At 27.8% G+C, this 17,429-nt stretch carries 13 protein-coding genes and 1 pseudogene; 4 read left to right on the forward strand and 10 right to left on the reverse strand.

Annotated elements, in window-relative coordinates:
* Positions 1-27 precede the first annotated feature (27 nt).
* From B2W91_RS19435 to B2W91_RS19445, 3 genes are all read right to left on the reverse strand, one after another.
* Positions 28-1,356: an MATE family efflux transporter gene (locus tag B2W91_RS19435; RefSeq protein WP_291583933.1), complete on the reverse strand. Its 1,329-nt coding sequence runs from the start codon at positions 1,354-1,356 to the stop codon at positions 28-30.
* A 274-nt stretch (positions 1,357-1,630) separates the two neighbouring features.
* Positions 1,631-3,088, reverse strand: coding sequence for a methyl-accepting chemotaxis protein (locus B2W91_RS19440; RefSeq protein WP_291583936.1), 1,458 nt, complete (start codon positions 3,086-3,088; stop codon positions 1,631-1,633).
* Between the two features lie 399 nt (positions 3,089-3,487).
* Positions 3,488-5,752, reverse strand: coding sequence for an alpha/beta hydrolase family protein (locus B2W91_RS19445; protein ID WP_291583938.1), 2,265 nt, complete (start codon positions 5,750-5,752; stop codon positions 3,488-3,490).
* 675 nt (positions 5,753-6,427) lie between these two features.
* Here B2W91_RS19445 and B2W91_RS19450 point away from each other — a divergent pair.
* Together B2W91_RS19450 and B2W91_RS19455 are read left to right on the forward strand one after the other, a co-directional pair.
* Positions 6,428-9,079, forward strand: a complete 2,652-nt coding sequence (locus B2W91_RS19450; RefSeq protein WP_291583940.1) for a cation-translocating P-type ATPase — start codon at positions 6,428-6,430, stop codon at positions 9,077-9,079.
* Positions 9,080-9,108: 29 nt separating this feature from the next.
* Entirely contained in the window at positions 9,109-9,723 is a 615-nt protein-coding gene (locus B2W91_RS19455) for a DedA family protein (RefSeq protein WP_291583942.1), read from the forward strand.
* A 141-nt stretch (positions 9,724-9,864) separates the two neighbouring features.
* On the opposite strand, the gene B2W91_RS19460 is transcribed toward B2W91_RS19455, so the two are convergent.
* The 3 genes from B2W91_RS19460 to B2W91_RS19470 all read right to left on the reverse strand — a co-directional run bounded on the left by B2W91_RS19460 (position 9,865) and on the right by B2W91_RS19470 (position 13,117).
* Positions 9,865-10,407 (reverse strand): hypothetical protein, encoded by a 543-nt coding sequence (locus B2W91_RS19460; protein WP_291583944.1) that lies wholly within the window; start codon positions 10,405-10,407, stop codon positions 9,865-9,867.
* A 250-nt stretch (positions 10,408-10,657) separates the two neighbouring features.
* A complete protein-coding gene (locus B2W91_RS19465; protein WP_291583946.1) occupies positions 10,658-12,331 on the reverse strand; it encodes a hypothetical protein in 1,674 nt (557 codons plus the stop codon).
* A gap of 3 nt (positions 12,332-12,334) precedes the next feature.
* A complete protein-coding gene (locus tag B2W91_RS19470; protein ID WP_291583948.1) occupies positions 12,335-13,117 on the reverse strand; it encodes an ABC transporter ATP-binding protein in 783 nt (260 codons plus the stop codon).
* A 741-nt stretch (positions 13,118-13,858) separates the two neighbouring features.
* On the opposite strand from B2W91_RS19470, the gene B2W91_RS19475 reads away from it, so the two are divergent.
* Both B2W91_RS19475 and B2W91_RS19480 read left to right on the forward strand, forming a co-directional pair.
* Positions 13,859-14,332, forward strand: a complete 474-nt coding sequence (locus B2W91_RS19475; RefSeq protein WP_291583949.1) for a hypothetical protein — start codon at positions 13,859-13,861, stop codon at positions 14,330-14,332.
* A gap of 243 nt (positions 14,333-14,575) precedes the next feature.
* On the forward strand, positions 14,576-15,466 hold the full coding sequence (locus tag B2W91_RS19480; protein ID WP_291583951.1) for a polysaccharide deacetylase family protein: 891 nt from the start codon (positions 14,576-14,578) through the stop codon (positions 15,464-15,466).
* Between the two features lie 128 nt (positions 15,467-15,594).
* Here the strand turns inward: B2W91_RS19480 and B2W91_RS19485 are convergent, their stop codons facing one another.
* The 4 genes and pseudogenes from B2W91_RS19485 to arsM all read right to left on the reverse strand — a co-directional run.
* On the reverse strand, positions 15,595-16,149 hold the full coding sequence (locus B2W91_RS19485) for a DUF4269 domain-containing protein (protein WP_291583953.1): 555 nt from the start codon (positions 16,147-16,149) through the stop codon (positions 15,595-15,597).
* Positions 16,150-16,223: 74 nt separating this feature from the next.
* Positions 16,224-16,700, reverse strand: a complete 477-nt coding sequence (locus B2W91_RS19490; RefSeq protein WP_291583955.1) for a GNAT family N-acetyltransferase — start codon at positions 16,698-16,700, stop codon at positions 16,224-16,226.
* Positions 16,701-16,931: 231 nt separating this feature from the next.
* On the reverse strand, positions 16,932-17,084 hold the full coding sequence (locus B2W91_RS19495) for a hypothetical protein (protein ID WP_291583957.1): 153 nt from the start codon (positions 17,082-17,084) through the stop codon (positions 16,932-16,934).
* Between the two features lie 166 nt (positions 17,085-17,250).
* Positions 17,251-17,352: pseudogene (gene arsM / locus B2W91_RS19500) on the reverse strand (arsenite methyltransferase); the annotation flags it as partial.
* Positions 17,353-17,429 lie beyond the last annotated feature (77 nt).

The following is a 17,429-nucleotide window of genomic DNA, read 5'->3' on the forward strand; positions in this document are numbered from 1 at the left end:
ATCTCCTTTTATTTTTTATTATACTAATTATATAATGATTTCCTGCCATTTTCCATTCAAGAAACGTTTTAATAAAAAAATGCTTCTAATTGTAATATCTAAAGCATATCCAAGCCATACACCAAATAACCCTAACCCTAATATTACTCCAAGTAAATATCCCCCCCCTACTCTTACACACCAAATTCCTATTAGTGTTGTATACATTGGAAATTTTGTGTCTCCAGATCCTTGTAGCGCACTGCTAAATATTTGTGTAATGGCTGCAAATGGCTGAAATAAAGCAATTAATCTTAATACTTTTACAACCATTTCTTGTACTTCTTTTGTGTCTGTGAAAATACTTACAAGTTGTGGTGCAAATATAAAAAATATAATTCCTATACTAACCATAAAAATAGTTGTTATAAAATTAGATAAAAAGACTAAATTCTTAGCTTTATTAGTATTATTTTCGCCCAAGCTTATTCCCACAAGTGTTGCAGTAGCAACACCAAATCCCATAGCAGGTATATAAGAATAACTTTCAATATTTCCAGCAACATTGTGAGCTACATATGTTGATACTCCAATAGAGATAATCATACTATTATATACTAACTGACCTAATCTCATAATTAGCTTTTCAATCCCTGCTGGCGCACCAATTTTTATAATAGAATTAAGTGTATTTTTTTCAATTTGTAAATTTCTCAAATCAAGTCTAATACCACTTTCATTTCTTTTAATTGCTGCTAAAAGTATTATAACATTTACTATACGAGAAATTGTTGTTGCTAATCCTAATCCAATAATACCTAATCCTAAATTTATAAATGCTAAATTTAAAATTATATTTATTATATTTGCAGCTCCAGTTGCTATCATTGGAATTTTAGTATTACTGGTTGCTCTTAAACAACTTGATAAGATAAGAGATATACAAAGAAATATTGATGGTACTGCAACAACAATATAATATGGTACTGCATAGCTTAATATTTGCTCTGATGCTCCTGAAATCATTAATATTGGTTTGTATAATATTAGATTAATTATCCCAACTATTAATCCTACAAGTATTCCCAATATAGTAGATTGTTTTATAGCTAAGTTGGTCTTGCTAAAATCACCTTTTCCAAAATTTCTTGAAACAATTGCACTTGTTCCTATACTTATAGCAGCAAAAAAAGCAATGAATAAATTAATTATTAAGTTAGTAACACTAATTGCAGCAATTGCATTATCATTTATCTTTCCTGCAAAGTAAGTATCTACAGTTCCCAAAAATGTTTGAAGAATATTTTCAATTATTACAGGTACTGCTAAAGTAAAAATAGCAATAATATTTTCTCTATTTTTTTTTAAATAAGTCACTATATCATCCCCTCTAATATCCCCCATATGGGGATATTAAAAGAATATCATCTATACTTTTAATGTTCAAGATATTTATTAAAAATATTAATATTCTAACAAATATTTGATGATCTAGCATTCACTTTTCAAAGAACATATCTATATATTTAAAATAAAACTGTAAATAAATCTATTTCTACTTAGATTTATCTACAGTTCCTAAAAATCATAATTTTTTAAATTTATGATTTAATCTACCCTTTTATTTCATTAATAAATTTAGTATTTATTTTTAAAAGACAGTCCCACCTTTTTCACTTAAGTTTTTGCTTATAGAAATCATATTGCTAAATGTTTCTATAAGTGTTGATGAAAGCTCTTCTGCTTCTCTTAAAAGTAGTTCTGCTTCTCTCTTTTCTCCATTATCTATTCTTTCAAAAACATTATCTCCTATATTATGAAATCTAGCATGATATTCTTCAACTTGGCTCCATAATCCAGTAATTTTTTCATGTTTAGGCTTTAAAGAGTAATAAAAATGTCCAAACCCACATTTGTGGTGATCAGTTTGAAGAGGTAATATTTCCATATTCTCTACTATATATTTTAGGCTATTAACCCAAGCTTTATGTTTATCGATGGCATTATCCATTAACTCTATAAAAATTTCGTTGGGAATTGTATAAAAGTTATCTAAAGTAAGCTCTCCACCTATTTTAGCTGTTTTGTCTAAGACCTCTTCTACCATTTGTAATCCCCCAGACAATCCCTGTATATCATTACTAGATTCCTTTAGCTCTTCTGAATAGTGATGTAAATCTTCTATTTTATTCCCAATGATACTTACTGATGAAGCTTCTTCCTCCATAGTAGCATTTATTTCTTCAGTAGTAGATTTTATATCAAATAAATTTAAAGCCATTTCTTGAATTGCCTCATTATTTGAAGTTGTAGATTCTACAATACCCTTTACTGCTGAATCAATTTCATGTAGAGAATTCACTGTGTTATTTACACTATTACTACTTTTTTGAGATGCTTCTCCAATTTCAAGTAGCAAGCTTTCCATATTTCCCATAAGTCCTTTTGTATTACTTGAAAGTTTTCTAATTTCTTCTGCTACAACTGAAAACCCTTTTCCCATCTCTCCAGCTCTAGCAGCCTCAATAGAAGCATTAAGTGCTAATAGATTTGTTTGATCGGATATACTATTGATTGAGCTAACTATTTCTTTAATTCTATTTAATGTTTCAAGCAAATTATTTATATCACCCTTCATATTTTCTGAAAAATTAATGGCATTTTCCATTGATGACTCAATTTGATTAGCCATATTTTCACTGTTTTTAAAATTTTCACTCATGAAGTCAGCCTTATTTGAGATCTCTTCCATTAAATTCACTAATTCTGCATTAGCAGAAGTTATTTCTTCTGTTGACGCTACTGTAGCTTGTGACGCTACATGAAGCTCTTTAATCATACCATTAATTTCTTCACTTACTCTATTTACTTTTTCTCCATAAAACTTTAACCTTAAATCAAAGTTACTTACTTGCATAACTGCATTTAATGTATTATTGACTATTTCTCCAAAAACGTCTTTGCCTTTATTTAATCTTACACATAAATAGTCTATTTTATCTTTTAATTCTTTCTTTATTGAACATTTTTTATCGACTACTTTTTCACAATCCCCATTTTCAATACAGTTTATTATTTCTTTTAATTTGTTTGATTTATCAAAAAACATTTCATCCCCTCCATTTACTTTCTTTGATTTTATATTTAACATTATTTTTATTCATACTAAGATAATATCATTAATTATTATCGTATAATAGCCACAATACATTATGGTATATATATTACTTTTTTAAATAAATTTTAGATAAATTGTAAATATTTATCTTGCCATTTGATTAACTATATTTTTGTACTTACAATGCTATTTTTTTATGATTATTTTTAAGCTATATAATATACTTTAAGGTAAAAAATAACTAGTGAAAGCTGAGTGCTGTATTTATATCATACCGGTCAATAGTATCTCATGATAATAAGTTATCATATAGCTCTAACGACGGATTGTGATTAAAAATACATTATCATCCTTACTAGTTATTTTTAATACAAATTATTTATGTGGTTACTAATATCTAATTCCTACATCATTTAATAATATAGTACCTCTTTCGGTTTTATCAAATTGAAAACTTATTTTAGCTAATTGCTCTGGATTAAAATTTGTATTAGCCTTTTTAAAATCTTCTAAATTAAACTCAAAGCTTTTAAAAACAGGTTCTTTTATTGGTAAAAAATTGCTAAATGGTGCCTTTAATATTTTGCTTTGGATCATTGGTTGCAAATAAGAAAAATGACTTAGTGGAAGACTCGATTTATTTCCATTCATATCTTCAACTTTTATTGTTAAATCTATTAATAAATTTTTATTATCATCACTTTTTTCCTCATCACTATCAGCTAAAGAAAACACTATTTTACTATTTTCTTTAATATTTAAATCTTTATTAGGTAATATTATATTATACATAGCAACATTAGGATTCTTATTTATGTCCCATCCTAAGCGAACTGCGCTATACTCCCCTTCAGCGTATTTCAATTTAACTTTCTCTTCTTTCCATTGACTTAGATTCTCTCCAGTTATTTTCCCTCCATCAATGGTGGTGCTATTCACATCTATATCATCATTATAAGAACAAATTATTTTAGTATTTGAATCAAAGTAGTTATTTACATATAAAGTGTCTGGAAGCCATTCCCTAGCATATTCTATATCCTTAAACACTTGTCTATACTCCGTATTATTCTTTAGGGTGGTTTCTAAAAATGATGTTATCAATACCTTTGATATTTTCTGTTGCTCTTCTTCACTTATAAGCTGCTTGGTATTATAAAATCTGTTCCCTAAACCAGCACTATCTTCTCTTCCCCAGCTACTATTGAACTGGCCATGATTTGCTCCATATATATAAATAGAAGACTTAAAATAATCACTGCCATCAGTAAAATCTATTCTATTATATTGGTCTGAACTACTGAAAGAACTTACATCCATATCATGTGCTCCATGTAAAGCTAGATAATTAACATCTTCTAATGGAAGAGAACTTCCTGAAGGTTTATATTGTTTATCAGTTGCTGCAATAGCAATAATTGAACGTATATTAAAATTATAATCAAACTTCACATTACCATTATCAGGATAAGACTTCAATTTATTAAAAGCTGTAGCAATAGTTATTGCTTCTCCACCTCTTGAATGACCTATAAGTGCAATATTATTCATATCCACTTTATTATAAAAATCATTTCCTACATCTTTATTCCATTGCTTCCAAACCTTAATATGTTCTAACATTAAAAATCCTCTTGCGGGATTTTCACCTTCTAAAGCACTTAGAATAAATTTATCATCATATGGAGAAGAATTTAAAAAATTTGCATCTATTGAAGCTACAATGTATCCATGACTTGCTAAAAGTTGCCCTAAATATTCATATCCTGGGTCTGAGTAGTCAGTCATTATATGATTTCCGTGTGCAATTACAACTAGGGGAAAGTGCCCTTCCCCCTCGGGGTACCAAACTAATCCATTAAGAGGCATGTTCTCTGGCCCAAAGCCTAAAAATTTTCTTCTTGAAGACGACCATTTTGATAAGGACTTTTCAAAGAATGCTGACCCATCAACAGGATTAGTGATTATAGAATTCTTTTCATTGAATTCTTTACGATAACTTTTTTCACTACCATAAGATAACTTTTTTACTTTATAAGGTCCTTCTAATGAAGGATTTTGAATACTTGTACTATATTTTCTTTCTCTTTTATTTTCTTTTATATTTTCCTTTATAGCATTTAAATCTCTGTTATTCCCATCATTAACTATCCAGTATCCTCCTAAGCCTATAGATACTATTACAACTACTGATAAAGTTATAGTTGTAATCTTTTTTAGACTATTTACGTTTTTATAACTCCCTTTTGTAAATTTATATATTAAAGATCCTAATAAAGAAAAACTTATTATTGTGAACATTGTAGCTACAATAGTAGCCTGTATAGGTGCAAGAAAACTTATTAAAATCAAAATGAATGAACTAATAAAAACTAGAATATAACCACTAGGAATCTTTCTCATATAGTGGATTAAAATGGATATTATACTTCCTATTAATAATATTACTAATAGAAGTACAAATGCCCCTTTAATAAAATCAAAAAAACCATGTGATGCGAATACATAATAGCTCTGCATTATATACAAAAATAAGGTTATAATAATTAAGCTAATGGATGCACCTTTCCATCCATCACTCAGTGGTTTAATATTCTTTATTTTATACCTTACCTTTTTAAATAAACCTATAAATTTATTCTTTATTTTATTCATCATAACCTCCAATTTACATTTCTATTTATTTAAAATTATTGAAAAAACACTCTTTTCTTCTGTAATCTGATTTTTAAGTATCAATTCTCCTCCATGTCTTTCAATTATCATTTTTAATATTGCTAGTCCAAGACCAGTTCCTCCATCATCCTTTCTTCATTCTTCTCCTCTAGCAAAGGCATCAAAAATTCTATTTTTAATATTCTCAGGTATACATTGTAAAAATAAATGTATTCTATAAAATAGATATTATAATACTTAAAAATATATGACTTTCCTCATTCCTATTACTAATAATATATCGATAATCTTTAGGATGACTAAAGATAGCCTTAAGATAATCTTAAGTTTAATATGCTAAGAATAAAAAAGATTTCTTATTTTATAAAAGATTAATCTCTAAATATAATTTTCCAATCTTATATTCTTTTGTTAAATATTTAAGGCCTACTTGACATGTTTTTGTACATGCTATATCATTAATTTAAATTGAATATACAATTCTCTATATTAAGAGGGAGTAGTAGTAAATATAATACCAACATACCCGATTAGGCTTTCCTATTCTGGTATTATATACCAATAATTTGGTTACAAGACTTTTAATATAATTCTTATTTTGTTAAGAATTATATTAAAAGTCTTTTTTTATTTTTATAAGGAGGAGTAAAATTTATGAAAGATTATTACAAAAAAGTACCAGAAGAATTATTCAATATGTTTAATTCTAATTCCAAAGGACTTATCAAGGAGGAAGTAGAAAAAAAGCGGTCTGAATATGGCTATAATGAACTAACTGAAGGTAAGAAAAAATCAGTTCTACAAATATTTTTTGAACAGTTTAAAGATTTATTAGTTCTAATATTAGTTGCAGCTGCCCTGATCTCAATGTCTATAGGAAATGTTGAAAGTACAATTGTTATTTTTGCTGTAATAACAATTAATGCAATTTTAGGTACAGTTCAATATATAAAAGCTGAACAATCTTTAAATAGTTTAAAGGCATTATCTGCTCCAATGGCAAGAGTGCTAAGAAAAGGTAAAAAAATGGAGATTCCTTCTCGTGAAGTTGTTCCTGGAGATATTTTATTCTTAGAAGCCGGAGATTATATAAGTGCCGATGGGCGTATTATTGAAAATTACAGTATTCAAATTAATGAAAGTTCATTAACTGGTGAATCAGAGAGTGTTATTAAAAATATAGATATTATAACTGAAGATAATATACCAATTGGTGATCAAAAAAACATGGTCTTTGCTGGTAGCTTAGTAACCTATGGTAGAGCAATGGTATTAGTAACATCCATAGGTATGTCTACTGAACTTGGAAAAATTGCTACACTTTTAGATAATACGAAAGAAAAAAGAACACCTCTTCAAATAAGTCTCGATAATTTTGGTAAAAAATTAGCAAGTTGCATATTAGTTATCTGTGCTATTGTTTTTTTATTAAATATGTATAGAGGTTATGAAATTGTTGATTCTCTAATGTTTGCAGTTTCTTTAGCTGTGGCAGCAATTCCTGAAGCACTAAGTTCTATAGTAACGATAGTACTTGCTCTTGGAACTCAAAAAATGGCTAGTGAAAATGCTATAATTAGAAAACTTCAAGCAGTAGAGAGCTTAGGGTGTGTATCCATAATTTGTTCTGACAAAACTGGTACCCTTACACAAAATAAGATGACAGTTAGCAAAATTTATACAAATGAAGAAATAGTATCATCTAAAAATATGGACTTAAAAGAAAAACTCCATAATAAGTTATTATTATCAAGCTTGTTGTGTAATGATGCAATTTCGAATGATGAAAATGGTATAGGTGATCCAACAGAAATTGCTTTAACAGATTTAGGTAAAGCTTACTCACTAAAGGAATTAGATGTTAGAACTGATTATCCTAGACTCTCTGAAATTCCTTTTGACTCTGAAAGAAAATTGATGAGTACAGTACATAAAGTTAATGGTAAAGCCTTTATGCTTACAAAGGGAGCTTTAGATGTACTTTTAAACCGCACAATAAATATAGAAACAAAAGATGGCATTAAAAAATTAACAACTCACGATAAACTTAAAATAGAAAAAGTAAATAAAGATTTCTCTAATGAGGGTCTTAGAGTTTTAGCATTTTGCTATAAGGAAATTGATAACTCAAATAGTATTAGTTTAGATGATGAAAATAATCTTACTTTCCTTGGATTAATTTCAATGATTGACCCACCTAGAGAGGAATCAAAAAAAGCTGTAGAAGACTGTATTCTAGCTGGCATAAAACCAGTAATGATTACAGGCGATCATAAAATAACTGCATCTTCAATTGCTAAGAAGATAGGAATTTTGCAAAAAGATTGTGAAGCTATTGAAGGTGTTGAATTAGATAAATTAAGTGATGAAGAACTGAAAGAAAAAGTTGATAAAATTTCTGTTTATGCTAGGGTATCTCCAGAGCATAAGATTAGAATTGTAAGAGCTTGGCAAGAAAAAGGTAATGTTGTAGCTATGACTGGTGATGGAGTTAATGATGCTCCTGCTTTAAAACAGGCAGATATAGGTGTTGCAATGGGTATTACTGGGACTGAAGTAGCTAAAGATGCTGCATCTATGGTATTAACTGACGATAATTTTTCTACTATTGTAAAAGCTATTTCAAATGGTAGAAATATATATACCAATATTAAAAATTCTATAAAATTTTTAATTTCAGGAAATACAGCTGGAATTCTTTCAGTTTTATATGCTTCACTAGCTGCTCTGCCAATGCCTTTTGCTGCAGTTCATCTATTATTTATAAATCTTTTAACGGATAGTTTACCTGCTATAGCATTAGGTCTTGAACCACAAAATAATAATGTATTAAATGAAAAACCTAGAGATGCAAATGCTCCAATTTTATCTAAAGCCTTTCTAAAAGAAGTTTTAACTGAAGGGTTAATAATTGCAATCTGTACCATGATTGCTTTCCATATTGGATTAAGTCGTGGAAATCAACAGCTAGCAAGTACTATGGCATTTTTAACTTTATGTATTGCAAGATTATTTCATGGCTTTAATTGTAGATCTAAGAACTCTATATTCAAAGTTGGAGTATTTACCAATAAATATAGTTGGTTTGCCTTTTTATCTGGATTAATCTTACTTAATATAATACTAGCATTTGAACCATTAAGAAGAATCTTTGAAGTAAGTAAACTTGGATTTAATGAATATATACTAGTTTATATTCTTGCATTTATCCCTCTTTTACTAGTTCAACTATCAAAGTTATTTATTGCTGGAAAATCTACAACAAGTTCTTATTCTTTCAATAAAAATCTAACAGATAAAATGTAGCATTTTTTACTTAGGAGGTATAAATAAAGGTGGAGTTCTTAAGTACTCTTGTATCTAAACTAATAGATTTAATAGAGCAATGGGGATATCTAGGAATAGCTCTAGCTGTAACTTTAGAATATGCCTGTATTCCCATTCCTAGTGAAGTTATATTACCTTTTATAGGAATACTTGCTTCTCAAAACTCCTTTAGCTATTTAGGAGTGATATTAGTTAGTGTTGTAGCTGGAATTTTCGGATCAATTATTTGCTATTTGATAGGATATTATGGTGGCAATCCACTGATATTATCATTAACAAAAAGATTCCCAAAAACTAAAAAAAGTACAATTGCATTAAATAAATGGTTTGAAAAACATGGAAAACTTGCTGTTTTATTTGCAAGATTATTTCCTTTAACTCGCACCTATGTTTCTTTTATTGCAGGAGCAGCAAAGTTTAATTCTACAATTTTCATTTTATATTCATTAGTTGGAATAACACTTTGGAATACAGTACTAATAACACTCGGCTATCTGCTCGGTGAGAATTGGACAATTATTGAATCTTTAATGAAACAATATAGTGCTACCTGTGCTGTTATTGCATTAATTATAATTGTAGTAATAATCTTTAAGGAAAAATTTAATTTAAAAAAATCTTAATAAAAAAACAGCACATACTTTTTTCTTATGTATGTGCTGAATATTTATGATATAACACGCAAACGTAGAAAAACTACATAACCAAGAAGCAAAGCCTTTAGTGGCTCTAAACGGTATTATGCTTATTCGGTAAGTGTGTTATTAATCCACTATCCCAAACGTAAATACGACGGGGTTTACAATATTTTCGCTAAGTGGAGACACATCAACTGACTTAATCTTCAGTTTTATTCCCAATGCTTTTTGGTATTCATGCAAACGCCCACCTGCGCATCTTTCAAAATATGTTTCAATTGATGCCGGAAATCGAAACATTCCTTTTGGCGCATGCTTGTAATATCCATGGTTACAGGCAAAAGTGACTGTGATTGTATTATCATCATTCAAAACGGCTGTTCTGCCAAAGGTATTTGTAAATAGTTCCAGTCTTTCGGCAAGGGGCTTGTCAGCGTGTTCAAGTGCGAAGGCTTTGCGTTCTTTATCGTACCCAGTACCTCTACAGCTTCCGTTTTGCTCGTATAGTCGGAAGCGTTGTTCCTTGGTGAGCTGTTCTTCCATCGCTTTCATAAATTTTTCTTCGCATTCGTCTCCTTTATATGTTTGAACAATGTGCTCAAACAAAGGCAATATATCATCAGGAATTTCGTTTTTATGCATTCGCATACTTTTCAGCATAGTTTTCATTTGCATAGACCCTCCTCTTTAATATCCATCACAAGATAATATAAAATTTGTTCGTTACATCGTATGTCATACCAAACATTTCTTTTCTACAGTTTAAATATGATATTAATTTAATCAGTTTGCATATTATCCGACAAATGTTATCTACATTACAATACGATTCATACAAAAAGGCTATCGGCATATGAATATCGACAGCCTAAGCATCAGAATATATCTGATGCTTTTCATTATGCTATCAACTATTTTTCTAATTATTTTTCTCATAATCCCATTTCACATTGACAGTACTTTTTCCAACAAAATATGTTATTACAATAACTATCACGGCATATATGATTGGACCATAATCTATTGAAAGTGATTTATAATGAATAAATGCCAATAATCCTGTAATTGCCATCATAGTAATTGAAGTTAAAAATCCTGCACCGTTATTAACTGTTTGACTTTTTTTACTGAATGGCATTTGAAGATTTTTGTTGATTTTATATATTATAATCATGATTAAAATATAGTTTATAAATGCTATAATCATATGCAGTATAACTTTAACATCAAGTATTGCTGTAAAGACTATTGTAATAACTATAAATAATGGCAATATATATTTTAAGATTACAGCTTTAAATATTCCCTTAATTATTGGCTTTGGTGAATCTATTGGAGCTACCTTATAAATCCATGCTCCTTCATACTTTTCACTAAAATACATTAATGAAATTAGAGTGCTAAGTAGTGCAATAGTAATATATACATATAAATACATTTTGTTATTGCTTCCATCTACCATAACTTCATTAAATGATTTTTTATTTAAAATTTGAGCTGCTGCTAGTGAAATTGGCAATATCAACCCTAAAGCTATGTTTGGATAAACTGTAAGTTTTATTTTTCTCTCACTATTTAGCATATTTAAATCAAATTTTAAAAATGCTCTTTCAATTTTATTTCTACATAATATATTTACTAAAGCTCTTTGTCTTCTCCCTTTTCTTAAAGATGCTTTTTTTGAGGAGTTATTATTTAGTTTTTGAAGATTCTTCTCAAAATATGGGGAAATAACTTTTAAATACAAAATTAGTGATAAAATAGATATAACTATTAATAATATAGTAAAAATAGTAAAACTTGAATTGCTATTTTTGCCCAGGAAAAGTTCAAATGGAGCAGAGAACCACATTGATGGTAGAATATAGTGCCAAAGTTTTGGAGTATAATCTAAATTAATTACTTCTACAAAGCTGAAAACTCTTCCAGATAATTGATAAAAAATAACCATAACAGTGGTTAATATTATTTGGCAATAATTAATTATGTCCTTTAGTTTTTCTCCATCATAAAAATGTAGAATTAATAGATACATCAAAGATGTAAGAAAGATTATAAATCCAACTAAAAGTGGCATGATTAAAAGAAAAATTAATAAAAATAATATTCCATGCTTAATTGTTCCTATAACCATAGTTACTCCTGTAAAACAAATGCTTAAAGTAATTAAATAAATAGTTATATGCAGCACTTTTGCTAAATTTAAATCTTTGCCTTTAATTGGCTTTGGTAAAAGTATGTTCTTATCTTTTATATCTAATAGAACTGATGAAAAGTCACTCATCATACTTAATGCAATTATAAATATAGTTATTCCTAAAATCATATTCATAGATATATACAATGGTATATCTGCAATTAAAATCAATCCTGTAAAAAGTCCAAATAATAAATACATTAGCATTTGTGATTTAAAATTATTACCATCTTTTTTTTCTTTCTTATTTTGATTTTGCATTATAGTTGGAACATTTCTCTTATCCATAATAAGCTTTATTTTAAGTATTTTTCTAACAACATTATAATCATATCCTAATTTTTCAAATAGTCCACCAAACTTATCTATTATTTTTAATTGAAAAGGTTCATTCATTTACTACACCTCCTTAAGTGTAGCAATGAAGTCTTTCGCTAATTGTTCTTGAGAATCAAATCCAGTTAAATCATTAAATATTTTTTCTAGAGATCCTTCTTCACTTTGTTTTTTTAATTCCTCAAAGGAGCCATCAGCTACTACCTCACCATTATTAATCACAATAATTCTATTACTTATTTTTTCAACTACATCCATTATATGAGATGAATAAAATATGGTTTTTCCTTCCCTTATTAACTGTGCTAATATTTCCTTCATCACAATAACGCTATTAGCATCAAGTCCACTTAATGGCTCATCTAAAAATAAAATATCTGGATCATGTAAAAGACTGCTTATTATCATAACTTTTTGCCTCATTCCTTTTGAAAAAGAGGCAATTCTATTATCATAATTATCACCTATACCAAAAATCTTCATAAGCTTGTTTGATCTTTTATCTGCTATTTCATAATCTAATCCATATAGCTCTCCAATAAAAGTTAAATATTCTCTAGCAGTGAGATTATCATAAATTTCTCCAACTTCTGGTACATATCCTATTCTTCTTTTATATTCTTTATTATCAGATGAAATATTCTCACCAAATATTTTTACTTCACCCTCATAATCTTCTATAATTCCAAGAAAAGTTTTAATGGTGGTACTTTTACCTGCACCATTAGGACCAATGTATCCAATGAGTTGTCCAGGGTAAATGTCTAAACTAATTCCTTTTAAGACCTCTTTACTTCCATAATGTTTTTTTAAATCCTTAACGGATATTATAGGTTCTACACACATTGCCCTTCCCCCTAAAATTGTAGTTTTAATTTTATAACTATGTAAGGCACTTGAAAAAAATAACACGCTACCCTGTTGCTTTTTCCCAAAAATACCTTAATATCTATTCTTAACTAGAATTCGTTAATGACTTATTTTAATCCTTCATATAATAAAAATTTTCCATATTTTATGCTACACATAATTAATCTATATTACGAAAGAATATGTTATAATATTTTTATTATTGAAGTTCCAAATAAAATAATCATATTATGAAAATCATTTAGAATAGCTTTTCAAAATTTAATGAGTATATAGATTAATATTCATATCATATTTAAACTTTTTTCTAAAAGTGTAAAAACTAAGGAAATTAAGAATAATTACAATTTGTTTACCTATACTAAAATATATACATTAAGATAATTAGTCAAAGATAAGTAAAATTTTTTTTACTAGATGCAAAATAGATATTCCTAATATAAATTATATTTGCAAGTTCTATGTTCAAAGTATCATATAAAATAATCTAGCATACTAACTAATTATTTTTTGAATTGTATAAATAAAGTAGGGTAGGGTGTATCCGAACTGACACCCATAGACATAGTAGGTTACGAGGTGGATGATGCTAGAAAATCTAAGAGTAATCTTAGAAGCACGTGGCTTTAGTCATATGAGCTTCACATGTTGATATTAATATTAAAAGGAGGGTGAGAAGTTATAATATTTACCTTAAAATCAAATGAAAATATTTCTTTGAGTGAAATAAATCTAATTATATCTAATTTTATATTTAGGATTATCGAAGAAAATGTACCATATATTTGGATTTCTGAAGAAGAACCTTTCATAAATCAATATAATGGTAAAATTAGTTATGACTATAGTGGAAAAGTAGAAAAAATGGTTGCTAATGATTTAAAGGAAATTGTTAAGAATTCACCTGCTTCCATGTTTTACTCTTCGGAATTAGAATCGTTATTATCCGAAGTTCATATTAATCAATGGATAGCTACTCATCAATCTAATTTCGGAAAGCATTGGCTAAATTATAAAGATTTAATTGAAGAAAAATTTAATGAGTGGAAGTATACGAACTTCAATCTATATGATGAAGATGGTGAAGAGCTAAATGAGGAACTAGATATTGAATTAGACGATGTATTCTATAAGTTTTTAGAAAAAACACCTATAGATATCTATTACGCAAAAATTTTGAGTAGAATTTAGCTAATGGCTAGGAGGAAGCTAAATAATGCACTTCCTTATATGTATGATCTTAGGGGTATTGATCAGAATTTTAAATTAACACTATATAAGTTCCAAAGAGGAATAATATAGGACTAAAATGTAAGATATAGAAGAAATATAGTACCTATGAATGAGAGTATAAGGGAAGCTTAATATACATAAAAACCTCGCGACTTTAGTCGTGGGATGTTCATGGTACTTAATATAAATATGGAGGTATAAATGAATACTAGAAGAAAACTTTTCACCTTATTAATTGTTGCTATTATAGCTTTTTTAGCAGGAACAGGATTTTATCTTAATGAAAAAGCTATTAAAAAAAGTGAAATAATTTCAAGTAATGAAGATGAGAAGATAACACAATCAGAAAATGAAAATATAGAAGTTCAAATTAAAGAAGATAGCAAGAGCAATAAATTTGATGGATTGCCTCTTAAAGATAATTCAGTAGGAGTTCCTGTCCTCTATTACCATTCCATACAAAAAAGTGGCGAAAATGAACTTATGATGGATCCAAAACTTTTTAGAAGTCACTTACAATGGTTAAAAGATAATGGTTACACCTCCTTAACAATGGAAGAATTATATAATTATATAAAATATAATACCCCAGTCCCTGAAAAATCTGTAGTTATAACTTTTGATGATGGGTATATAGATAATTATACAAATGCTATGCCAATAATTAATGAATTTGGCTTTGATGCAACAATATTTATGGTTTCAGATTTTATTGGTAATCCAAATTTTTTAACAGAGCCACAATTAAAAGAGTTGGAAAAAAATAAAATCACTATAGAAAGCCATACTGTGAATCATTTAGAGTTAGCTAAGCTGCCAAAAGAAAAACAAAGAGAAGAGTTACAACAATCTAAAAACCATTTAGAGGATTTATTAAATAAAAAAGTTGATTACGTAGCTTATCCATATGGTTCTTATAATGATGATACGAAAAATGTTACAAGAGAAATAGGTTACAAAATGGGATTTTCCACTAATAGTGGATGGGCCTCTGGAGATGCTGATTTGTTTTCAATTCCTAGAGTATATCTGAGTGATTTCTATGACTTGGATGAATTTATTAGAAGAGTAACAACTCCAAAATATTACTAATATTAAGAATTGAATTTTTATTATAATCCAAAAGTATAAAAGCCCTATAGGGTAGACTTTTTTAAATTGTCTATTCTATAGGGTATATTTTATTTAAAACTATGTTTTTTATATATTAATACATATTACTATGGTAAAAGTAGCTCTATATCTCTATTACTCATATTTTCTAGTTTTAATAATTCTTCATATGGATTTCCATTTAAATTTAGATATTTACCAAAGGCAGGTTCTGTCTTCATGCCATTTCTCTTTAAATTTATAATTTCTTTCTTTAACTTATTTCCACCAAGCTTTAAAATTTTATCTTCTATAATCATGTGCCTATATCCATATTGTTCTTTTGTTGGTATAGCTTGTCCATATATCTCTATTTCAAACTCTTTAATAAAAAAATTTGCTACTATAGCTTGATTTTCGTTGTTCTTATTAATATTAAAATTCTCATATTTTTGAAATGAGTTTATAATTGACTTTTCAAACTCATAAAAATTATGGACTTCACATATAATGTCAAGATCACTTTTTTCAATGTCTATCTCTAATGGAATTGTTCCAACTAAAATTGGATTATATTCTTTTAATATGCGAAAAATATTAGTATTCATAAGTATATTATAAGATTGTTGCTGCTTTTCATTCCCATTTAATAAATACTCTATATCAGTCCAATCTCTTTTCATAACTCCTCCAATTTGTTTTTTATTAATCTTATAGTAATTTTCATATGTATTTTTCATAATTACAATTTTAAAGACTATATCTCTTTTATCATTCTTCTACAAAGAGTTGTAAATCCTTTATTTTGGTACAAATTAAAGGCATTTTCATTAAAATCCCAAACATAGATTTCCACTTCTTTAATTCCTTTTTCTTTTAAATAACTTTCGGTGGTATCTATCAATGATGTAGCAACACCAAGCTTTCTATACTCATCTTTTACTATTAGTTTATCTATTATTGCATATTCTCTATCTACACGTACAGGCTTTATACCATCCTTAGTAATAAGTGTTTCTATTAATCCTATAGGCTGTCCCTCTATTTCTGCTATAAAAAATATCTGGTTAGGATTGCTAAGGGCATTATTAACATACTCTTTTATATGTTCTATCTCATCTGGCCTTTTAAATATATTAGGTAACTTACTACTATGCAATATTTCCAATTCTTTAAAAAGATTATATGTTTTCTCAATATCCACTTCATTAAGTTTTTTAATACTAAAACTCATTTTTATTGACCTCCTCTATAATCTAGTGTAAAAAGGTATTACATCATAGTACCATAAATAGAATTATTTTACTATAATTTTATTTGCGTATATCCCATTTATTATAATCAATAAAAGAGAATGAGAAAAAATTTCCCATCCTCTTTTATATTTTTAATATAATTGGCTATAAAAATCTAAATTTAGCTAACATTTCTGTCAGCTAAAATCAGCTTTTGTAAATTTAAATTTCTAATTTTTCTTATCGGTATTTTCTTTTACTTTTTCTAAAAAATTTGTCTGACTTACAATATTCTCTTCAAATTCTTCTACTGCATTTTTAGTATAATGTCCTATTGCTTTCATATTTTTCTTATCACCTTTAAAATTATTATCTCTACTCATAAAAACCACCTTTTTTCTTAGATTGCCCTAGTGGAAAGATTTTATGCCAAAGAAATAGCCCCTTTTCACTAATGATAAGGGAGTTATTATAAGCTTTATTGAACATTTAAATATCTAAAAATGCCAGCATACTTTTTTAAAATAAAAATTATTAAATAAAATATTATTATTTAACTGCTTTAATTTCACCAGACATGATATACTCTCCTACTTTCAATCCATGTCCCCATTTTTCTGCATACTCTTTAGATACCTCTTTAACTTTAATATCCTCCTAAGTTGAAAATCATATAACTAGATAATAATTTACTAATATAGCATTTATAAAATTATAATCCGCCAATA

This window comes from Clostridium sp. UBA6640, assembly GCF_002455975.1.
GTDB lineage: Bacteria > Bacillota > Clostridia > Clostridiales > Clostridiaceae > Clostridium_J.